Here is a 19957-nt window from a genome sequence, read left to right as displayed (position 1 = left end):
GCCAGGCAGAGAGTGAGAACACTGGGGATTAAGTCTTTCTTCAGGTCTCTGTCCTACCGATGCTGACGGCCGCACCAGTTTCGCTGGAGCGGTAGATTCCGTCCATCACGCGCTGGACCCGTAGCGCCTGCTCGACGGTGTTCACCGACGGCGGCGTCCCGTCTCGGACCGCCGAGACGAACCGTGCCTGCTCCTTTCGCTGTGGGTCCGAGCGTTGGGTCTCGATGTCGGTCGTCCGGTGGTGCATCCGGCCGATGTCGGCCGTTTCGAACAGCGTCAGCGACTGGTCTGCGAGGTCGAGCTTCGCGCCTGCGTCCGTCCCGCGAACGTAGTACTCCTGACTGTCCGGCCGGTTCGTCGCCCACGCGACTTCCAAGGATATCGTCGTACCGTCATCACAGCGGATGAAGGCACTCGTCGAATCGTCGACGCTGAACTCGGCTGCGCCCTGATCTTCGCCCCACATCTCGACGTAGGCGTACTCTTCGTCGACGCCGAACTGAGCGCGGGTGTCACCCGATACCTCGGCGACGTCCGGATGGCCAGCAACGTGTAGCGCTAGGTCGATAGCGTGGGCCCCAATATCGATGAGCGACCCGCCGCCCGCCACGTCGCTACGCGTGAACCACGATCCGCGGCCGGGAACGCCGCGACGCCTGATGTAGTTCGCTTCGATATGAGATATCTCGCCCATATCACCCGCGTCGCGGTAGCCCACCAACGCCTCGACCGGATCGGCGAACCGCTTGTGGAAGCCGACCATACAGAACCCGTCGGCCGCTTCGGCAGCCGTAGCGATCCGTTCGGCGCTTTCGAGCGTGTGCGCCAGCGGCTTCTCGACGAGCACGTCCAGCCCCGCCGCAAGCGCCGCGACGACGTACTGCTCGTGGTATCTGTTCGGCGTCGTCACCAGCACGGCATCGACGGACCCGAACATCGCCGCAGCTTCCTCGTACACTGCGGCGTCGTACGTCTCGGAGAACCGGCGGCGCGCATCGGCATCGACGTCGACGCCCGCCGCTATCGAGACCGGCTGGTCGAGCTGTTGGAGGTTAGTACAGTGAATGTCCGCGATGTTCCCCAGTCCGATGATGCCTATCCGAACGGTCTCAGTCATTGGCAATAGTTGTCACCAAATTGAATTAATACAACTGCTTTTCACGCTCTTCGCGTTCCTCTTCCTGTTCCTGTTTCGCCTTCTCTCGCCGTCGACCGCGCCGATACTGGATGATGCCGGGAACGATTTTGTTCTTCAGATCGAGGACGAACGACACGATACCGTACGCCCAGAAGAAAAACAGCACGAGCATCCCGCTCCAATACAGCATCGCGAGGTGGCTACTCATATCAGTCGTCTGATTCTACTTCGCTACTGGATGCAGTGCCTTCGGCCTCGTACGGAATGAGGTCGTGGACGATCGCCTCGCCGGTGGCCGAGTCGAACAGGTGGACGTTCCGCCGGTCGATGACGACCCCGATCTCATCGTCCTCTTCGAGGTCCGAGTCAGGATCGATGCTCATCAGCAACTGGTCGTTCGTCGCCAGTTCCTGAGACATCGACGTTTCGCCGTCGCCCAACAGCAGGTAGGCGAATATCTCGTCGCCCATGGGTTCGAGAATGTCGGCCGTCGCCGTAATCATTCCCGACGGGTCGGGGACCTCCGACTTGAGCTCGCCCGGATAGATATCCTCCGGGCGGATGCCGAGTGTCACGTCGTCACCGACTCTGACGCCTTCGATGGACGACGGATTGAACTCGAGCGAAAAGTTCGGTGTTTCCAGTGCATTCTCGGTGACTGTTCCCTCAACGAAGTTCATCGACGGCGAGCCGATGAACCCGGCGACAAAGAGGTTGTCCGGTTCGTTGTAACAGGTCAGCGGCGGGTCGATCTGCTGGAGCTGGCCCGAATCGAGGACGGCGATCCGGTCTGACAGCGTCATCGCCTCCTCCTGGTCGTGGGTCACGTAGATGATTGTCGTGTCCAGTTCCTTGTGCAGGCGCTGGAGCTCCGTTCGCATATGGACCTTGAGCTTCGCGTCAAGGTTCGCCAGCGGCTCGTCCATCAGGAACACGTCGGGCTCGCGCACGATGGCGCGGGCGATGGCGACGCGCTGACGCTGTCCACCGGACATCTCCTCTGGCATCCGGTTGAGCATCCCCTCTAGCTGGACGATATCCGCAGCTCGCTCGACCCGTCGGTCGATCTCGTCCTGTGGATAGTCCCGTAGCCGCAGCCCGAAGGAGATGTTGTCGTACACGTCCATGTGCGGGAACAGCGCGATGTTCTGGAACACCATCGCGATGCCGCGGTCCTTCGGTGGCAGGTTCGTCACCTCGCGGTCGCCGATGTATATCTCACCCTCGGTCGGGATGGTGAGCCCGGCGATGGTCTCCATCGTCGTCGACTTCCCGCAGCCGGATGGGCCGACGAAACAGATGAACTCGCCGTGGTCGATGTCGAGGTTCATGTCGTCGACCGCGGTGACCACGTCACCCTGGTCGTCGTAGCGCTTCGTTACGTGTTCGAGTCGTACTCTTGCCATTGTGTTACTCCTTGAGTGCGCCTGAGGTCAGTCCGCTGACGATGCGTTCCTGTGCGACGATGACGAGGATGACGACGGGGAGGACTCCGACGATGCTCGCAGCCGCCATGAGGTTGAACTGCGTCGTGTACTGGGTCTGGTAGCTGAGAATCCCGCCGACGATCGGCGACCATTTCGCCGCCTCCGGCGAGGTCGCCATGATCGAGCTGAAGAAGTACTCGTTGTAGACGGCGATGAACGTCAGCACGGCCGCGGTCGCCACGCCCGGCGCGGACAGCGGCATGATGACCCGGAACAGCGCGCCCAGCCGCGTCGTTCCTTCGACCCGTGCAGCGTCCTCCAGTCCGTCTGGAATCTGGCCGTAGAACGTCGTCAGGATGAAGATGGACAGCGGCATGAACAACGCACTGAACGGCAGCACCATCGAACCCGGCGTGTTCAGCATCCGTGGTGGGGTAAACAGCGGAATGGACGTGAACGGAACCGTAATCGGCGCGTTGCCGGCAAACGCCTGAAACAGCGGGATGACGAACGCGGCTGGCGGGAAGTAGCTGATCGCCAGAATACCGAGCATCAGCAGTGCGCGGCCAGGGAACCGAAGTCGGCCGAACACGTAGCCGGCGAGGCTGGCGACGAACAGCACGATGACCGTCGTCGTGACCGCCAGTGCGAAGCTGTTCAACATATACAGGTGGAACGGCACCTGTTCGAAGACCGTGACGAACGCGCCTGGGTTGAAGCCTTTCGGCACCGGGAGCGGGAACGTCCCGCTGACGCCGAAGAGGTTGACCGTCGGGAGGAAACTGCCAGAGAGCAGGTTCCCTTCGGGGGTCACCGCCAGCACGACGAGCCAGTAGAAGGGGAACAGCGTCGTCACCAGGAAAAACACCATCGCTGCGTAAAACAGCGCCCGGTACACTTTGTCCGGGTTCTGGATGGCGCTCTGTGTCCAGCGCTGTAGCGGTCCGTCGCTCGACTGCTCCTGGGTGTCGGTTGGCGTAGCCATGTTAGATCGCGTCCTCCCCTTGCCAGGCGATGAGTCCCATCACGACGATGCCGATAATCGCGGCCGTCACGAACGCGATGGCCGCGGACGTCCCCTCGCGGGTAGTGAACGTCGCGACGACCATACACGACAGCGACGGCACGACGGTACAGCTCGACACCGTATCGATGATGCCGTACACTCGCATCGCTTGTACCGACCGGAACAGCACGGCAACGCCGATAGTCGGCAGGATGAGCGGGAACGTGATGAGCTTGAACTGCTGCCATTTCGTCGCGCCGGCGACCTTCGCCACGTCGTACAGGCCCCGGTCGATGCTCTGGAGCCCCGCCAGAATGAGCAAGGCCATGAACGCCGACGTCTTCCAGATGTCGGCGACGATGATGATAAACGTCGCACTTGCCGTGTCGTTGAGCGTGTTCGTCGGCGCGAGCAATCCGAGGTCAGCGAGCGGTGGCGTCAGGAACCCGACGTTCGAATTGAACATCAGGAAGAAGATTATCCCCTGGATGACGACGGGGACAGCCCACGGAATGATGATAGCCGCGCGAATCCACCGTCGACCGTAGAAATCTTGATCGAGGATGAGCGCCTGTCCGAGACCGATGAGCGTCTCGAACAGCACACTTGTGACAGCGAAGATTATCGTGACGACGAGGGCGCTGTTCAGTAATGCACCTAAGCCAAATCCTTCAGGAAGGAACGTCGTTCCGCCCGGTAGGTACCGGTTCTTCCCGCCGGTGAACAGCTCAACGTAGTTCCCAGCGCCGACGAAGTTAGTGCTCGAAAAGTCCGCCGAGAGCGCGAACAGCGACAGCTCGAAGGTCCGCAACAGCGGGTACAGCGCGACGACACCCAGAAGCACGAACACGGGAATCAACAGCAGATACGCGTACTGCGTGTCGCTGAGGTTCTCCATCCAGCGCATCACGCTGACGAGTGCCCCCGAGCGTCTGGATTCACGGCCGGTTTCTGTGCTCATTCGGTTACCTCCGTCCGTCGTTTGAATGTGTCATGGTAAATAATCACAGGGGTGGTCTTGTAACGCTTGCCTGTGGCTTCAGGTCTGTTCTGTCGATTCGAGCGAGGACTCGAGTGTCGCCATCGCGTCGGCCGAGGAGGCTTCCTGCCCGACTGCGCGGTTTGCTTGCTGTGCGATCTTGCTGGACTGATCGCTCCAGACAGCCGTCACCGGGCGCGGCATCGTGTTGTTACCAGCGACCTGCAGCGTATCCATGTACCGGCCAACGACGGGCACGTTCTGGGCTTCGCTGGAGTTGAACAGTTCAGGCCGCGGCGGCAGCCAGCCCTGAACGGACAGCAGCGTGAGCTGGAAGTCCGGCTCCATGGCGGCGCGAATGACCTTCGTCACGGCGTCTAGCTGCTCGCTGTTGGGGTTGACCGTCATGTGCCAGCCACCGAGGGCAGCCGTGGAGCCACCTGTACCGGGCTGTGCGGCATCGCTCTCGGGCACGGCGTACGGGATGGGCATCGCACCGAGGTTCTCGCCGAGCGCCGGGTCATCGGTTTCCTCGGGATTTCGGCCGCCGAGTGCCAGCGAGTAGGGCCAGTTCCGATGGAAGACGGCGTTGCCGTTGACGAACGGCGCGCGAGCGTCTTCTTCCTTCCAGCCGAGGATTTCGGTCGGGGTAAAGCCGCCACCGTAGCCCTCGAACTGCCCGTCGAACTCCTCGTCGTGGACGAACTTCCGCATCATGTTCAGGGAGTTGATGACCTCTTCGTTGTTGACCGTGATTGGGCGCTCGCCAATCGGCCCAAAGAGGTTGTCGCGGCCGCCGAAGTACGCGCCGCCCCACGAGGACATGACCTCGTTGAACGTACAGCAGGAGGTCCCCTCGTAGATGTCCCACTGGGTGGTGAAGCCGAAGTCAACGTCAGCGTTGTCGTAGGTGTCCGCGGCGATGTTCGACCACTCCTCCCACGTCATCGGCTCGGTCGCCCAGTTGTTGCTTTCGGGGCTGTAGCCGGCGTCCTCAACGAGGTCCTTGCGGTACTGCATCGTCGGGAAGTCCGGGAACACCGGAACGCCGAAGAGGTCACCGCTGCTCGGGTTCCGGGCCGTGTCCGTGAACGCCGAGAAGTAGTTGTCCGACACGTCCGTGAGCAGTTCCTCCGGCAGCGTCTGCGAGAGGTTCTGGAGTTGGCCCCGCTGGATGAAGATATTCGTCCAGCCGTTGTCCATCAGGAACATGTCCGGGTTCGTCTCGCTGGCCGAGAGCAGTCGGTTGTAGTTCGACCGAGCCGCTCCGGTGTCTTGGTCACGCGGGACGAATTCGATTTCGATGGAGTCCGGCAGGCCGTTGTCGTGGAGTGCCTGCTTGATTGCGTCGCCGTTGTTCTGGACGGCCACCGGGTCGAAGCCCCACTGGACCGTCGTCGTCTCGCCACTGCTACCGTCGTCAGTCGAGCCACCGTCACTCCCGTCGCCGCCGTCGCCACCACCGACGAAGTCAGCACAGCCTGCCAGTCCACCGACGACACCTGCTGCTCCGGCAGCACGGACGAACCGTCGCCGGGAGACGCCTGTTGAGTTCCGCTCGCCGCTTGTGCCATTGTCCGACATATCTATTCTGAGCTATCCCGGACACACCTTAAAGGTTGTCCATAATTAACCACAGGTGTTGTTAATTACCGTCGGCAGCCCGGCGATAGTGATACTTTATTGACTATTCGCCACTGTATAAATCTTTCAGTATATATACGCACGGATAGGTCAAACAGCTGTTTGCCACACAGAGAGTCTTAAACGCGTAAACTGAGGGGGAGTTTAGCCACCCTGAGAAAGCAGCGTCTCGTTACTCGTACTCGACGTTCGTAATCGTAATTTCGGTAGCTTCGACTTCCTCGATGACGGCCCCCCAGCCACCGACTTCGTACGTCCCGTCGTCGGTAACCAGCGTCGCACTGATTCGACCGGCCAGTTGTGCCAGTGGGACGGGGTCCTTCCGACCGATGCTACTCCCGGTGTAGTCGATGTCGGTGACCTGCCCTATCAGCTCAACCGACTCTTTCGTTTCCGTGTCGTACCCCACAATGACGGCCTCGATAGTCGCGTCTTCGTTCAACAGCGGTTCGATGTCCCGGACGGCGTGGCGGAGGTCGACGTACGTCGTCGGGGTTTCCGGCGTCCGCTCGGTGTACAGTGTGTCCCAGATCTCCCAGAGACAGGTCAGGAAGAACCAGTGGAAGACGTAAGTGTGGGTCCGGTCCTTGACCAGCACGCCGTACTCGTTGACTGAGTCGTGGTGGGGTGCAAAACACGTCCAGGTCCGGTCGACCAGCACGAAAAACGGGGCTGGAATCTCGCGGTTCCGGGCCTCCGTACAGGTGCCTTCGATGTCGGAAAGCGGCGGTACGTCCTCACCAGCACCCGTGCAGATGCTGAGTTTGATATTCACGCCGCGGTCGTGGGCGGCAATGAGTTCCTCACGAACCGCGTAGAACTGCTCCGGGTCCACACCGACCTGAATCTGGTTTTCGGCTGTTTCGATGAGCTCCCGGGCTCGGCTGACGACCGTTTCGAACCGCTTGACGATACTGACCTCGTGGTCGGATATCTCGGGCTGGTTCCAGCGCTCTTCGATCGTCTCTGCTGCGTCGAGGTACTTGCTCGACCGGGACCGCAGGTCTTCAAGGACTACATCTGGGTTGCGGGCGCGGGCGGTCAGGCTGTCCTGCTGGAACGTCTCGATATACCCCTTCGTTTCCAGGTCCCGGAGTACGTCGTAAATCCGCGGGTCCGGAACGTCACAGGAGTCCGCGATGTCGGTCGCCGATGCGGTCCCCAGCCCAAGCAACGCCACGTAGGCCTCCGCCTGGTACGGGGAGAGACCGGCATCTTCGAGGACATCGGTTAGTTCGCTGTCGTCCATGTGTGTACAGGGAAACTGAGAACGCAGTTAACGTGCATGGTTATCTATCGAAGTCAACGGTCAGTCCTTACCCTCGACCGGCCACTGTGGCTGTTTTGGGGCTTCGATTCGGGCACACTCCTCGTCGGTCAGGTCGACATCGAGTGCACCGACGTTCTCCTCCAGGTGGTCCATCGTCCGCGGGCCGATTATCGGCGCGTCGACGACGTCCTGCTGGCAGAGCCACGCCAGGCTGACCTGTGCCGGCGTTGCGTCCTTCGTGTCAGCAATCGCCTGCACCTCGTCGAGAACCGCCCAGTTTTCGTCGCTGAACCGGTTTGCCGTGTACTCGTCCGTACTCGCCCGCCCCTCGGATAGGTCCTCGTCGCGGTCGTACTTTCCGGCGAGGAAGCCGCCGGCCAGCGGCGACCACGGAATGACACCGACCCCCTCTATCTCGCAGACGGGGAGGAGGTTCGCCTCCTCGTGCCGGTCGACAGCGTTGTACTCCGGTTGCATCGAGACGAACCGCTCGTACCCCTCGATATCCGCGGTGTACAGCGCCTTCTGGAACTTCCAGTTTGCCATCGTGCTCGCGCCGATATAGCGGACCAGCCCCTCGTCGACGAGATACGTCAGCGCGTCCAGTGTCTCCTCAATGGGCGTGTCCTCGTCCCACCGGTGGATCTGGTAGAGGTCGAGATAGTCGACGCCGAGGCGGTCCAGCGTGGCGTGACACTGGTCGATGATGTGTTTCTTCGAGAGCCCGCTCCCGTTCGGCCCGTCGTGCATATCGAAGTACACCTTCGATGCCAGGACCAGTTCGCCGCGGCGAGCGGAGTCGAGCGCACTGCCCAGAATCCGCTCGCTCTCGCCGTTCGAGTACGCGTTGGCTGTATCGAAGAAGTTGATACCAAGATCGAGCGCCCGTTCGAGTATCCGGCGGCTCTCGGTCTCGTCGTTTAGCATCCAGGGCTCCGCACTCCCGAAGTTCATCGTTCCGAGACAGAGTTCAGACACGTCGAGCCCTGTCGACCCGAGCGTGGTGTATGTCACCGGCGAATCGCTCATGACACTTTGTACCACAGCTGTTGTTAAAGAATTTTGGGACTGCATATCGTCGTCCGAACATGAGCCGGGAACCCGCACCGCAGGAATCTGACCCGATGGGAGTACTCGAAACCCTCAGCGACGAGTCCTACACCGGACCGAACAGATGCTGGCCGTGTACAATCCTGAATCTGGGGCTCGTTGGAATCGCTGTCATGTTCTTGCGCGCACGCAACCGTCAGCGGGCGAGCCTGCTGGTCGGCGTTGTCGGCGTCGCGGTGGTCTACCTTCGGGGGTATCTGGTTCCGTACACGCCCGAATTTGCCCCGCGGTTGGTGGCGGCGTCACCGGTCCCCGACGAGTGGTTCCACGGGGAGCCAGCACACGACGCGGCAACGCAGGAAGCCATGGCCCACGAGGAGCGTGACTCGCTGGCCGAGGACGTGGACCTGGACGGCGAAACCATCCTCCGGGAACTCTCGGCAGCCGGCGTCATCGAACTCGAGGGCGAACGGCTGTTTCCCGAAGCAACCGTCGACACTGCCTGGCACGACCGGATGGACGAACTGGCAGCGGAATCACTTGAGGCACTCTCGACGACACTGCAGGCGTCGCTGGAGCAGGTCGGGCACGCGGAGCCGTACGTCGACGACGCGGAATGGGTCGTGCTCGGTTCCGAGCACAAACAGCTCCTGCCTCGTCCGGTCGTCGTCGCCGAGCTTGCAGCGTACGAGGTCCTTGGCGAGCGTCTCAACGACGAACGGCTCAGAATCGCCGGTGCAGAGGCCTTCCGGATGTTTCTCGATAGGTGCCCGGTGTGTGGCTCCGAGCTGGTCGAGTCGTCGTCGGTGTCGTGCTGTGGCGGCCATCTGGGCCCGCGTCAGGACCCCGACGAGACGCTCGTCTGTCCGACCTGCGAGCAGCGACTCTACACCTTTGAAGTGGACGACAACTGAACCAGACACACTGAACGGCCGAACCGGTGTCAGGTCTGGTGTTCAAGACGCTATTCGGGTTCGACCTAGAGAGACGATGGACGGCAAAGAGCGGGAGAATCCCGCCTGACCGCTGGTGCGTGCGGTCCCGCGGACAACCATGCTGTGTGACAGACGGTTGGCGTCGGCCGGGTTGGGATGGGGATGCTGGTGACCTGACGGGATTGCCACCTGGCCCCGGATAGCAGGGAGAGTGTACCCAGCCAATAGATTAGTACAATGACTGTTGTAAATAGATTTTGGTGGGTGAAGAACACTGCCTATTAAATCCTCGCACACGGAGATGATGGTATGAAGAATATCGACGACCTCGTCGACAGCGCGTCCGACCTGGCACAGCGTGGCCTCTCTAAGGGCGAGATTGCTGATGAACTCAACGTCTCCCGGGAGACGGCGAGTTGGCTTGTCGAACGCAGCGGCACCGGCACGGAACCGGAGACGAGCGACGACGGCGGTCCCCACGACATCCACGTCGACTGGTCCGCCGTCGGTCGTGACAGCAACCGGCTGTACCACACGGGTGCGGCGATGGCGGACCTGCTCTCAAAGAAAGGCGACGATGTGGACCTTACCATCGGCATCGAGAAGGCCGGCGCGCCGCTTGCGACGACCGTTGCGCGGGAACTGGAAACCGACCTCGGGACGTACGCCCCGACCAAACACCAGTGGGACGACGACGAGAGCGAGACCAGCGATGGCTCGTTCTCCCGGAACTTCGCGCAGATCCGGAACCGAGACTGCTACGTCGTCGACGACACTATTACGAGCGGCAAGACGATGGGGGAAACCATCGATGCGATCCACGAACAGGGCGGCAATCCCGTGGCCTGCGTCGTGCTAGCTGACAAGCGCGGCGTCGGTGACATCCGCGGCGTCCCGGTGTACTCCCTACTGCAGGTCATCCGAGTCGGCAGCGACGGCGACTCGTAACGGCTCTGACGAGTGGCCCGGCCACGCGTTTTGCCGGGCAGTCGCCGGGCCTGCGCGGCCGCGCGAGAGACTATCCTTTTATTCGTGCCGTGCGTAATTCGCGGCATGACTGTACTGTCGTTCGACGAACAGGGCGTAGATGTCGTCTACGAGGGAACCGAGTTCCGCCTCGAAAAAGCCCTCATCGAGGACGCCATCCAGAAGTCGTATCCCGACGTGACCGACCACGAAGTGCTGCAGATGGTCGAACCGGAACCCGCGCTGTCGGGAGAACCCCAGCGTATCGCCGAGATTGTGAACTGAAGCGGAGATAGTACCCTTCAGGGCAATAGGTCCGTTGTGGGAAAGAAATTCGATAAAGAACCTATATACTGTTTTTGGGCGTTTATAGCCCCGAATATGCGCTAATTAAGCATCCGAGCAGTAGGCATTTAAGCCGTCAGCGCACACTGGGAGATAATGTCAGACCCACGTATCGCCGGGGCCAGCGTGACACATTTCGGGAAACACCCCGAGCGAACCGGCCGAGACCTGTTCGCCGAGGCCGGACTCGAAGCGCTATCGCAATCCGGCATCGACCCGGACGACGCTGAGGCGCTCTATTACGGCAACTTCATGGGAGAGCTCGCGGAACACCAGGGCCACCAGGGCCCGCTGATGGCCGAGGCCATTGGCCTGGACGTTCCGGCGACCCGTGTCGAAGCGGCCTGTGCATCCGCCGGTACGGCCGTTCGTGAAGCCGTCAAGACGATCCGGAACGGCGAGGCGGAGGTCGTCGTCGTCGGCGGCGCGGAACGGATGACCAACATTGGGACGGCAGCGGCGACGGACGCGCTCGCCATCGCCGCTGACGACCTCTACGAGGTCCGCGCCGGGATGACCTTCCCCGGGGCCTACGCGCTGATGGCCCGGTCGTACTTCGACCAGTACGGCGGCTCCCACGAGGACCTCGCGCACATCGCCGTCAAGAACCACGAGCACGCGCTGGTCAACGAACACGCACAGATTCAAAAGGAGATCACGGTCGAGGACGCTACCGAGGCCCCGACGATTGCGTCCCCGCTGGGCCTGTACGATTCCTGTCCGATTACTGACGGGGCCGCGGCCGCTGTCCTGACCACGGAGTCCTACGCCGAGGAGCACGACCTAGACGCCCCAGTTGCCATCACCGGGACCGGCCAGGGCGGTGACAATCTCGCACTGCAGGACCGCCCGCATCTGGCACAGACACCCGCCGCCGACAAGGCTGCGGAGGAAGCATACGAGGACGCCGGCGTCGGCCCCGACGATGTCGACTTCGCCGAGGTCCACGACTGTTTCACTATCGCGGAAGTGTTCGCAATCGAGTCGCTTGGCTTCTACGAGCGCGGCGAGGGCATCGCCGCGGCGCGCAACGGCGAGACGACCCGCGACGGCGACCGCCCGATTAATCTCTCGGGCGGGCTGAAAGCCAAGGGTCACCCGGTCGGCGCGACTGGCGTTGCCCAGTTGGCGACGGTCGCCTGGCTCCTTGACGGATCACACCCGCGGGCCGACGCCGTGCCGGACAGCACCGTCGGCGTCGCACACAACGCGGGCGGCACAGTCGCGTCTACGACCGTCCACGTCATGGAGGTGCAAGAATGACTGAATCCGCACAAGACGGCGAGTACGACGCGTGGCTCGACAGCATCGAATCGGACGACGGGTACTACCTCGAATGTTCGAACGGCCACGGCTGGTTGCCGCCCCGGCGGGTGTGCCCGCGCTGTCACGACCAGGACCTCTCGGAGGTAGGCCTGCCGGAGTCCGGCGAAATCGCGAGCCACACGACGATTACCGTCCCGACGCCGCAGTTCGAAGACGACGCGCCCTACGTCACCGCCATCGCTGACTTCGGACCGGTTTCGGTCACCGGACTCGTCCGTGATGTGGACCCAGAAGACGTTGCCACCGGCGACGTGGTCGGCATCGATGTCGGCGAACGCGTGACGACCGGCGAGAGAGCGGTCGTGTTCCGACCGCGCTAGGCTCAGTTTTCGACTGTTACAGAGGTCACTCTGTCGCGGACCACGTCGACGAACTCACCGGGGTGTTCGACGTGGGGCAGAAGCAGCGAATCGCCAAACACCACGAGCATCGCGTCCGCCTGCTCGGCCAAGTCACGACCCTTCGACAGCGGCGTGATGTCGGCGTCCTCCCCCCAGACCAGCGTCACGGGCACGTCGAGGCTGGCCAGTACGTCACCGAGGTCGTCTTCCGGGTCGAGGAAGCCGGAGACGAACGACGCCGGCGCGAAGCGCGCGCCGGACTGGTGGCCGCTCTGCCACTCGTAGTCGATGACTTCCTCGGTGAGATTGTCCATGTCGTAGTAGCCGTGGTCGGCGTGGAAGTGCCGGATGGAGGGTTTCGAGACGGTGAGGTTGTAGATTGCCTCGCCGATGACGGGGGCGCGCAGGAGCGAGCGGAGCCAGACAGTGCGATTCCCCATCGAACTGTCAGTCGGGCAAATGAGGACGAGTTCCTTCACGTCGACCTCCTGTGCCGCGCTGGCGGCGTAGGCCCCGGTCAGCGACGACGCGACGACAGTCGCGTCGGTGGTGTTGTCCTCGATAAAATCCCGTACAAAGGCCGTGTACAGCGATGCCGAGTACAGCAGCGGCGGCCGGTCCGTCTGCCCGAAGCCCGGCAGGTCCGGCGCGATGACGTGGTAATCCTCCGCCAGCGTGTCGAACACCGTGTGGAACTCGTGGCTGCTGGCAGCGGCGTTGATGCCGTGGAACAACACGAGGTCCGGGTCCGACGGGTCGCCAGCTTCAGTGTACGCGATATCGAACCCGCGCCAGCGGTACGTCCCCTGTTCCCCGTCGAGCATCGGTTCGAACGCGCCGGCCCGCGACTGCAGCACGCGGTTGGCAGCGGCTGTCGCGCCGACCGCACCAACGACCGCACCGAGCGCCTTGCGGAGTTTCATACTGATGACTTGGGGCCCGGAGTATGTTATACATGCTGGAAGATCGTCAGATAGCTGTCGCTATCGGTCCGGGCAGACATGGTTCCGCGGACGGGGCAGTCTCGAACCTAGTTCCCGTTGCGAGGCTCGTCGAGACACTCTCGGAGCGGTTCGAGCACCTCGTCGACGACCGTGTACGGGTCAGTGTGGCGCTCGATGACGGCGTCGACGTACTGTTCGATGCCGCCGCGGCGGTCAAGCTCGTCGACCAGTAGTTCGTTGGCGTCCTCCCGAAGCAGGGTTCGAATCTCGGCGGCGAATCGCTCTCGGGCTTGCCCCTCTCGACGGCCGGTTCGGTCCAGATACGCGCCGTGGTTGGCAAGCGCGTCCAAGAAGTCCTCGACACCCTCGCCCCGATTGGCGACTGTCTCAACGATGGGCGGATTCCACGTCTCCGACTCATCTGCCTCATCGTCGGCGTCATCGGTGGACGTGTCACCATGGTCACCGACGAGTTCGGTCGCGCCGTGATGGCCGGAGTCCGGGCGTCCACTCTGTCCCTGTAGCATCTCCCGGAGTTGCTGGACGGTCCGGTCGGCCCCATCGAGGTCGGCCTTGTTGACCACGAACACGTCACCGATTTCGAGGATGCCGGCCTTGAGCATCTGGACGTCGTCGCCGCTCCCCGGCGGCACGAGCACGGCGACGGTATCGGCGGTGCGGACGATGTCGACTTCGTTTTGCCCGGCGCCGACTGTCTCGACGATGATTTTGTCCTTGCCGAACGCGTCCAGCGCGGTCACGGCGTCGGTCGTCGCCGTCGACAGCCCACCGAGGGAGCCACGAGCAGACATCGACCGGAAGAACATATCCATGTCGCCGGCGTTTGAGGCCATCCGTATCCGGTCGCCGAGCACCGCGCCGCCGGAGAACGGCGAGGACGGGTCGATAGCGATGACGCCGACGGTCTGGCCCTGCTCGCGGTAGGTCGCTGCGACCTTGTCGACCAGCGTGGACTTGCCCGCACCGGGGCTGCCGGTGACGCCGATAACGTCGGCTGTGCCGGTGTGTTGATGGAGGTCGGAGATTATCTCTCGGTACCCCGACGACCGGTTCTCTATCAGTGTGATGACTCTGGCGAGGGCGCTGTGCTTGCCCGCAAGCAGGTCAGCGACGAGGTCGCTCATCGCTCGGGCGCGTTCTCGTGGATGTAGTCGATCATCTCCTCCATGGACGCGCCCGGGCCGAATATCTCGTCGACGCCCTGCCCGCGGAGTTCCTCCTGGTCGTCGTCCGGGACGATGCCGCCGACGAGGATGAGCCGGTCGTCGAACGCGTCGTACTCCTTCAGCCCGTCGAGAATTTTCGGGACGAGCGTGTTGTGCGCCCCGGAGAGGATGGAGATACCGACGACGTCCACGTCCTCCTGCACGGCGGCCTGCACGACTTCGTCAGGCGCTCGGTGGAGCCCTGAGTAAATCACTTCAAAGCCAGCGTCACGGAGCGCCCGTGCGATGACGTGTGCGCCCCGGTCGTGTCCGTCGAGTCCGACTTTCGCCACCAGACACCTGATGGTCCGTTCCGTCTGCTCCTGCTCGACACTCATGCCAGTACGTACCGCGCGGTGTGTTTTCATTCTTGCCCTATTCATCATGACTTATGTTGGTTACGAGCGTCCCTCTGAAAACGGGTCTTGTGGACACTCACGATATCTTCGGTCGTGAGAAGCAAGGGCATCCCAACTAGTCGGTTTCTCATCGGCTGTAACTCACAGAAGCCGGTTTGAAACGAGCGGAGCGGTCAACGGCAGGCACACAGACTACGAGTGAGCCATTCCAGAGAACGACAATTCTAAGTTCGCTGCTAGCGGCGTTTCCACCAGTGCGAACAGTCGCCGTCATCCCCGCGTACAACGAGTCGAACACCATCGGGTCGGTGATCGACGGAACGAGCCGCTACGTCGACGAGGTCGTCGTCGTCGACGACGGGTCGTCGGACGACACCGCGGCAATCGCTCGGGAGCACGGCGCACACGTCGTCACACACGTCTTTAACACCGGCGTTGGCGGGGCCGTCAGGACGGGCTACCAGTACGCAATCCGCCACGGCTACGACTTCGTCGTGCAGGTCGACGCCGACGGCCAACACGACCCGGAGAAGATTCCGACCCTGCTTGACCACGCCGAGGACGCCGACATGGTCATCGGCAGCCGCTACCTGAACGAGAGCATCGACGACTACCCGCTCATCAGGCGGCTTGGAATCACGTTCTTCACGACCGTCGTGCGGAAACTCGGCGGCATCGACATCACCGATGTGACCAGCGGCTTCCGCGTCTACCGTGTGTCGGCACTACAGGACATCCTCCACCGCTCGGACAACCACTGGGCGGTCGAACAGACGCTTGATGCGGCCCAGCGCGGCCAGCGGATCGAAGAGGTATCGATAGAAATGCCGATCCGTGACGAGGGCGAGTCACAGTTCAGCCTCGACACGCTCGTGCTCTACCCGCTCCGGATGACTGACACGGTGTTTCGCGTCCTCCTCTTTCGCTAACTATGGTCTTTGGATTCGACTACTCACTGGTTAACCTCCTGTCGCTGGTCGTCGGGCTGGCGTTCCTCGCGAACGGATTTATCATCGTCAGAAGCGAACGCGAGTCGCTGGAGCTGTTCGTGATGTCGCTACTGCTCGGCACGGGACTCATCGTCGTTGCTATCGTCCCCAACGTGTTCGAGGTCGTGGCGCGGCTGCTCGGTCTGGAGTGGAAAGCCCGGGCCATCCTCGTCATCTCGAACCTGACGCTGTTTGTGGCGGTGACGTACCTGCTCAACCGCATCGGGCACATGTACGACCGGCTGTCGCGGCTGAACGAGGAGCTGAGTCTCCTCCGGAGCGAACTTGAGGAACACCAGCTACAGACCGAGGACAAACAGGATGAGTAACCGCGCGGTGCTGTCGATAGATTTCGAGCTGTTTACGCAGACGCCGGCGTACCGGAGCGCGTCGGGGACGACCGACCGCGACGGCGTCGGCCTTGACGGCGGCCGGTTTTTCAGAGAGACACTCGCAAAGTACGACGCGACGTCGACCGCGTTCGTGGTCTCCTCGGTCGCCGAGTCCCATCCCGACGCCGTGCGGGCACTCGCTGACGCGGGTCTGGAAATCGCCTCGCATACGCACACCCATCAGTTGCTCTCGGATCTCGACAGCGACGGGCAACGAAGGGAGGTGTCACAGTCAAAAGACGTGCTGGAGCGAGTCACCAACGAGCGGATCTCGGGGTTCCGAGCACCCGCCTTCGACATCACCGACGACCACTTCGATCTGCTTTCCGACATCGGATACACGTACGACTCTAGCGTCGTCTCAAGCCGGTCGATTCCGGGGTGGTACGGCGGCGAGTACGACATTCACGAACCTGTCCCAGCGACGGCGGTCCGCCCGGACGCACCGGACAGCATTACCGAGTTCCCAGCGAGCGTCATGCCCGGCCTGCAGTTGCCCCTCACCGGGACCTGGCTCCGGTTTTTCGGCCCACGATACACGATTCTGGGCATGAAACTGCTGGCCCGCCGGGGCATTACGCCGATGTTGTACGTCCACCCGTGGGAACTGGTCGATCTGCCGGCCGTGGAAGGGGTGCCGACGCGGGTGTACGTCAGGACCGGCGACTGGATGCGACGGGCCGTCGAGCGGATTCTGCAGCAGGACTTCGAGTTCACGACCGCACGGGCTGTTTTAGAGGATGGTGAAACGGCCGCGACACGGCTACACAGGGGCGAGACTCTGTGACGAACCGGGCTCGTGATCTGGGGATCACGGTCGCCCAGTACGGACTCGCCGTCGCGGCGCTTTCGTGGCTGCTCACGCAGTTCGACATCGCGAGCGCAATCGACCTGCTCGCCGGCGTCGAGACCGAAACGGCGCTCGCGGTCGTCGCCGTCAGCGTTCTCGGCATCTGTGGCCGGGCCTACTCGTGGCACGCGGTGATTACCCCGCTCACACCGGTTCGATTCCGGACCGCCGCCGGGACGACGCTCATCGTGAACTTCGTCAATCAGTTGCTCCCGTCGCGGCTCTCCGGGCGGCTGGCCGCGCCGTTCGTTCTCCGGAGTCAGACCGGGATGGACTATAGCGACGCCGCAGCCGCCTCAGCGCTTCACACCGCCGTCTTCGCGCTATACTACGGCGTGGCGGCGACCGCAGGGCTCGTGCTGGCGGTTCCACTGCTCCGGCTCGAACTCCTCGTGTTGCTGGCGCTGGCGACAAGCCTCTACTTCGCGGCCGGCCTCGCAATACTGTTTGGCGGCCTCAACCTCACCTATCTGGACCTGCTCATCGGTTGGCTGTCCGGAATCGCAGTCCGGATTCCTCGCGTCGGTGAGGGACTCGCCGCGCGGCTCGACGGCCTGCTCGAATTCACCGACAGCTCGACGACGACGTTTCGGTCCCTCGCGAGCGAGCCGACAGTGTGGCTCCGCTACGCGGTCGGCTGGGCCGTCGACCTCGTGCTTGCGCCCGGTGTCCGCGTCGGCCTGTTGCTGGGAAGTTTCGGCGTCGCGTTCGAGCTGCTGGTCGCGTTGCCGCTGTACCTGCTGGTCGCGTACACCGTGACGCTCCTGCCGCTGACACCCGGCGGCATCGGCGTCACCGAAGCGACGGCGACGGCGGTGTTCGTCGCGCTGGGCATCCCAGCGGAAGTCATCATCCCCATCATCTTCGTCGACCGGTTCATGAGTATCTACCTGCCGTCGCTCGCGGGCTGGTATCCTTCTGTTCGGCTCGATGTCGCGTCACTGACGACGGAGTAGCCCCGAGACGGCCCCAATCAGAACGGCGGGTGACGGCTCGTGTCGCACTCACCGTCACGTTCCAGAATAAGGGTGTACTGGTTCGCCGCGAGTTCCTGCTCATCGGCGAACTGGTCCGTGTGCGGGACGACGCCGAGCCGGAGCAGGTCGGTGAACGAGCCGGGGGTCGGTCGCTGGGGCACGAAGTTCGGCGGCCGCTCCCCGAACTCCGCGACGATTCGGTAGTTGGACTCCTCGTTCAGGAGGGTCCGGAGGTAGACGGCCTGTGCGTCACCGTTTCGGTAGTAGGTATCTTCCTTGAGGTACAGCAGGTCCCGATACCCGACCTGAATGTATCGCGGGCACGCCATCGCTTCCTCCGCCTCCGGGTCCTGGCCGGCGACGTGTCTGGCGGTCAGCGAGTGCGGGACGGCGGTGTCCTGAATGTGGACGCGATACGTCTCCACCACGTCGCCCTCCTCGCCGTGCTCTTCGAGCCACGCCGTCGCCTCGTCGCGGGGCATTGACGCGAACTGCGCCGTCCCGATACCGGCGTAGACAGCCGTCGTTACCAACAGAACAGCCATCACCGGTCGTGCCAGCGATGACGAGCGCTCGCGGAGGTCCACCAGTCGCCCCCCGACGAGCAAAGCGATGAGCGGGAACGTCGGTATGAGGTGGTGCACCCGGAAGTCGTGCCACTGGGAGAACATCGCAACGTAGGCCGTCAGGCCGGTCAGAATGAGGACGGTGCCGTGGAAGGCGGAACCGCGGTCGCGCAACGTGGCGACGGTTGCCACGACACTGGCGGCGGCCGCGGTAACCAGCGGCAGTCCCAGCGCGCTGAAGTAGCCTCGGAGGAACCACCACCACATCGGGGCGTCGGGACCTGTCGGGTGGCTCATTCGCGAGGTCGAGCCGCCGAACACGCGCTCAATAAACGGTTCGGGCCCCGCCACGAGCGCGGTGGGGAACCCGAGCACGATCATAGCGAACCCAAACAAAGCGCCGCTCAGGAGGAGCTTCGGCCGGTACAGCGTCTCCGTCAGCGGTGCGTCGGCAGCATGGGCACGCAGCAGGAAGGCAACGCCGATAAGCAGGATGACCGGCGCGGCCGTCAGTTTGAACGCGATGGCGACGCCGCCGGCGGCGCTCGCCGCCAGAAACAGCGTTCCGTCGTCCGTCTGGACGTACCTGACAAGCAGATACAGCGCGAGGAGGACGAACACCAGCGCCGGCATGTCCTCGCCGGCCTCCTTCGAGATGGTGAGGAAGCCGAAGGTCAGTGAGAGCACGACAGCCGAGAGCCGGCCAGCGTTGCGGCCCTCGATAGCGACGCCGAGGCGGTACGTGAGGTAGACGGCACAGAGCGCGGCTATGACGTTGGTCAGCCGGATGGAGACGAGACTCCAGGTCCAGATCCACTCGGGCGTGGCGGCCCAGACCTCGTAGTGGCCGAACTCCCAGCTGGGGAAGGCGATAGTCGTGAACGCGTCCAGATCTCCAGTGATAGCCGCGACGAGCACGACGGGGAGGATAGCCAGCGCATAGAGGTACAGCGTCGCACCGAAGGGGGCCCGACCCCACTCGATACCGGCCTTGAGTCCCTCGAAAGTCGGTTCTTCGAGGACCGACCCGTAGACGACCATCGCGTCGAGCAAGCGGCTGTACTCGTCGCGGGTCGCGAAGTTCGGGATGCGGTGCCAGAACCAGAATCCGACCATAACAGCCGACAGCAGGAGCACGTAGCGGAGATACGGGTCGTCCCGGAGGTCCGACCGTACCTGTTCGACAGCACGTCGGGACAGTAGCCGCCAGCTACTCATCGTGTCACT

At 62.9% G+C, this 19957-nt stretch carries 21 protein-coding genes; 9 read left to right on the top strand and 12 right to left on the bottom strand.

Going from position 1 to position 19957, the window contains the following annotated elements:
- Positions 1-40: 40 nt before the first annotated feature.
- From AV059_RS15390 to AV059_RS15355, 8 genes are all read right to left on the bottom strand, one after another.
- A complete protein-coding gene (locus AV059_RS15390) occupies positions 41-1117 on the bottom strand; it encodes a Gfo/Idh/MocA family protein (protein WP_058995803.1) in 1077 nt (358 codons plus the stop codon).
- A gap of 25 nt (positions 1118-1142) precedes the next feature.
- Positions 1143-1346 (bottom strand): hypothetical protein, encoded by a 204-nt coding sequence (locus tag AV059_RS15385; protein WP_058995801.1) that lies wholly within the window; start codon positions 1344-1346, stop codon positions 1143-1145.
- A gap of 1 nt (position 1347) precedes the next feature.
- Positions 1348-2544 carry an ABC transporter ATP-binding protein gene (locus tag AV059_RS15380; RefSeq protein WP_058995799.1) on the bottom strand — a complete coding sequence of 399 codons (1197 nt, stop codon included), beginning with the start codon at positions 2542-2544 and terminating at the stop codon, positions 1348-1350.
- Positions 2545-2548: 4 nt separating this feature from the next.
- The gene (locus AV059_RS15375; protein ID WP_058995797.1) at positions 2549-3550 is read right to left on the bottom strand and encodes a carbohydrate ABC transporter permease; all 1002 of its coding nucleotides are present in this window, start codon (positions 3548-3550) and stop codon (positions 2549-2551) included.
- A 1-nt stretch (position 3551) separates the two neighbouring features.
- Positions 3552-4532, bottom strand: coding sequence for a carbohydrate ABC transporter permease (locus tag AV059_RS15370; protein WP_058995796.1), 981 nt, complete (start codon positions 4530-4532; stop codon positions 3552-3554).
- A gap of 78 nt (positions 4533-4610) precedes the next feature.
- Positions 4611-6134: an extracellular solute-binding protein gene (locus AV059_RS15365; protein ID WP_058995793.1), complete on the bottom strand. Its 1524-nt coding sequence runs from the start codon at positions 6132-6134 to the stop codon at positions 4611-4613.
- A 232-nt stretch (positions 6135-6366) separates the two neighbouring features.
- The gene (locus tag AV059_RS15360) at positions 6367-7443 is read right to left on the bottom strand and encodes a TrmB family transcriptional regulator (RefSeq protein ID WP_058995791.1); all 1077 of its coding nucleotides are present in this window, start codon (positions 7441-7443) and stop codon (positions 6367-6369) included.
- 60 nt (positions 7444-7503) lie between these two features.
- Positions 7504-8493: an aldo/keto reductase gene (locus tag AV059_RS15355; protein ID WP_058995790.1), complete on the bottom strand. Its 990-nt coding sequence runs from the start codon at positions 8491-8493 to the stop codon at positions 7504-7506.
- Positions 8494-8552: 59 nt separating this feature from the next.
- Between AV059_RS15355 and AV059_RS15350 the strand changes: the two genes are divergently transcribed.
- The 5 genes from AV059_RS15350 (at position 8553) to AV059_RS15330 (ending at position 12406) form a co-directional block, all read left to right on the top strand.
- A complete protein-coding gene (locus tag AV059_RS15350; protein WP_058995788.1) occupies positions 8553-9428 on the top strand; it encodes a hypothetical protein in 876 nt (291 codons plus the stop codon).
- 330 nt (positions 9429-9758) lie between these two features.
- Positions 9759-10397, top strand: a complete 639-nt coding sequence (gene gfcR, locus AV059_RS15345; RefSeq protein ID WP_058995787.1) for a transcriptional regulator GfcR — start codon at positions 9759-9761, stop codon at positions 10395-10397.
- Between the two features lie 105 nt (positions 10398-10502).
- A complete protein-coding gene (locus AV059_RS15340) occupies positions 10503-10700 on the top strand; it encodes a DUF5800 family protein (RefSeq protein ID WP_008309112.1) in 198 nt (65 codons plus the stop codon).
- A gap of 156 nt (positions 10701-10856) precedes the next feature.
- Positions 10857-12023 (top strand): thiolase domain-containing protein, encoded by a 1167-nt coding sequence (locus tag AV059_RS15335; RefSeq protein WP_058995784.1) that lies wholly within the window; start codon positions 10857-10859, stop codon positions 12021-12023.
- Positions 12020-12406 carry a Zn-ribbon domain-containing OB-fold protein gene (locus AV059_RS15330; protein WP_058995782.1) on the top strand — a complete coding sequence of 129 codons (387 nt, stop codon included), beginning with the start codon at positions 12020-12022 and terminating at the stop codon, positions 12404-12406. Before AV059_RS15335 ends, AV059_RS15330 begins: the two co-directional genes overlap by 4 nt.
- 2 nt (positions 12407-12408) lie before the next feature.
- Here AV059_RS15330 and AV059_RS15325 read toward each other — a convergent pair whose 3' ends face one another.
- The 3 genes from AV059_RS15325 to AV059_RS15315 all read right to left on the bottom strand — a co-directional run bounded on the left by AV059_RS15325 (position 12409) and on the right by AV059_RS15315 (position 14935).
- Positions 12409-13350 (bottom strand): alpha/beta fold hydrolase, encoded by a 942-nt coding sequence (locus tag AV059_RS15325; RefSeq protein ID WP_058995780.1) that lies wholly within the window; start codon positions 13348-13350, stop codon positions 12409-12411.
- 107 nt (positions 13351-13457) lie between these two features.
- Positions 13458-14516, bottom strand: coding sequence for a methylmalonyl Co-A mutase-associated GTPase MeaB (meaB, locus tag AV059_RS15320; RefSeq protein ID WP_058995778.1), 1059 nt, complete (start codon positions 14514-14516; stop codon positions 13458-13460).
- Complete coding sequence (locus AV059_RS15315; protein WP_004592670.1) at positions 14513-14935, bottom strand: cobalamin B12-binding domain-containing protein; 423 nt, start codon at positions 14933-14935, stop codon at positions 14513-14515. The genes meaB and AV059_RS15315 overlap by 4 nt, the downstream gene beginning before the upstream one ends.
- Before the next feature lie 275 nt (positions 14936-15210).
- On the opposite strand from AV059_RS15315, the gene AV059_RS15310 reads away from it, so the two are divergent.
- From AV059_RS15310 to AV059_RS15295, 4 genes are read left to right on the top strand one after another with little or no spacing between them, the layout of a single operon-like run.
- A complete protein-coding gene (locus tag AV059_RS15310) occupies positions 15211-15885 on the top strand; it encodes a glycosyltransferase family 2 protein (RefSeq protein WP_058995776.1) in 675 nt (224 codons plus the stop codon).
- A 2-nt stretch (positions 15886-15887) separates the two neighbouring features.
- Positions 15888-16274, top strand: a complete 387-nt coding sequence (locus tag AV059_RS15305) for a DUF2304 domain-containing protein (protein WP_004961262.1) — start codon at positions 15888-15890, stop codon at positions 16272-16274.
- Entirely contained in the window at positions 16267-17124 is an 858-nt protein-coding gene (locus tag AV059_RS15300; protein ID WP_058995773.1) for a polysaccharide deacetylase family protein, read from the top strand. Before AV059_RS15305 ends, AV059_RS15300 begins: the two co-directional genes overlap by 8 nt.
- Positions 17121-18143 carry a lysylphosphatidylglycerol synthase transmembrane domain-containing protein gene (locus AV059_RS15295; protein WP_058995771.1) on the top strand — a complete coding sequence of 341 codons (1023 nt, stop codon included), beginning with the start codon at positions 17121-17123 and terminating at the stop codon, positions 18141-18143. The genes AV059_RS15300 and AV059_RS15295 overlap by 4 nt, the downstream gene beginning before the upstream one ends.
- A 17-nt stretch (positions 18144-18160) precedes the next feature.
- Here AV059_RS15295 and AV059_RS15290 read toward each other — a convergent pair whose 3' ends face one another.
- Entirely contained in the window at positions 18161-19948 is a 1788-nt protein-coding gene (locus AV059_RS15290) for a glycosyltransferase family 39 protein (protein WP_058995769.1), read from the bottom strand.
- Positions 19949-19957: the final 9 nt, after the last annotated feature.

The organism is Haloarcula sp. CBA1127 (assembly GCF_001485575.1).
Lineage (GTDB): Archaea > Halobacteriota > Halobacteria > Halobacteriales > Haloarculaceae > Haloarcula.
The sequence above is the reverse complement of the archived record's forward strand: the minus strand, read 5'-3'. Positions and strand labels throughout refer to the sequence as shown.

Coding starts and splice junctions, on each gene's coding strand:
- gfcR (WP_058995787.1), top strand. CDS start 9,759: ATGAAGAATATCGACGACCTCGTCGACAGCGCGTCCGACCTGGCACAG.
- AV059_RS15315 (WP_004592670.1), bottom strand. CDS start 14,935: ATGAGTGTCGAGCAGGAGCAGACGGAACGGACCATCAGGTGTCTGGTG.
- AV059_RS15340 (WP_008309112.1), top strand. CDS start 10,503: ATGACTGTACTGTCGTTCGACGAACAGGGCGTAGATGTCGTCTACGAG.
- AV059_RS15380 (WP_058995799.1), bottom strand. CDS start 2,544: ATGGCAAGAGTACGACTCGAACACGTAACGAAGCGCTACGACGACCAG.
- AV059_RS15330 (WP_058995782.1), top strand. CDS start 12,020: ATGACTGAATCCGCACAAGACGGCGAGTACGACGCGTGGCTCGACAGC.
- meaB (WP_058995778.1), bottom strand. CDS start 14,516: ATGAGCGACCTCGTCGCTGACCTGCTTGCGGGCAAGCACAGCGCCCTC.
- AV059_RS15370 (WP_058995796.1), bottom strand. CDS start 4,532: ATGAGCACAGAAACCGGCCGTGAATCCAGACGCTCGGGGGCACTCGTC.
- AV059_RS15365 (WP_058995793.1), bottom strand. CDS start 6,134: ATGTCGGACAATGGCACAAGCGGCGAGCGGAACTCAACAGGCGTCTCC.
- AV059_RS15355 (WP_058995790.1), bottom strand. CDS start 8,493: ATGAGCGATTCGCCGGTGACATACACCACGCTCGGGTCGACAGGGCTC.
- AV059_RS15385 (WP_058995801.1), bottom strand. CDS start 1,346: ATGAGTAGCCACCTCGCGATGCTGTATTGGAGCGGGATGCTCGTGCTG.
- AV059_RS15350 (WP_058995788.1), top strand. CDS start 8,553: ATGAGCCGGGAACCCGCACCGCAGGAATCTGACCCGATGGGAGTACTC.
- AV059_RS15335 (WP_058995784.1), top strand. CDS start 10,857: ATGTCAGACCCACGTATCGCCGGGGCCAGCGTGACACATTTCGGGAAA.
- AV059_RS15300 (WP_058995773.1), top strand. CDS start 16,267: ATGAGTAACCGCGCGGTGCTGTCGATAGATTTCGAGCTGTTTACGCAG.
- AV059_RS15290 (WP_058995769.1), bottom strand. CDS start 19,948: ATGAGTAGCTGGCGGCTACTGTCCCGACGTGCTGTCGAACAGGTACGG.
- AV059_RS15375 (WP_058995797.1), bottom strand. CDS start 3,550: ATGGCTACGCCAACCGACACCCAGGAGCAGTCGAGCGACGGACCGCTA.
- AV059_RS15360 (WP_058995791.1), bottom strand. CDS start 7,443: ATGGACGACAGCGAACTAACCGATGTCCTCGAAGATGCCGGTCTCTCC.
- AV059_RS15305 (WP_004961262.1), top strand. CDS start 15,888: ATGGTCTTTGGATTCGACTACTCACTGGTTAACCTCCTGTCGCTGGTC.
- AV059_RS15390 (WP_058995803.1), bottom strand. CDS start 1,117: ATGACTGAGACCGTTCGGATAGGCATCATCGGACTGGGGAACATCGCG.
- AV059_RS15325 (WP_058995780.1), bottom strand. CDS start 13,350: ATGAAACTCCGCAAGGCGCTCGGTGCGGTCGTTGGTGCGGTCGGCGCG.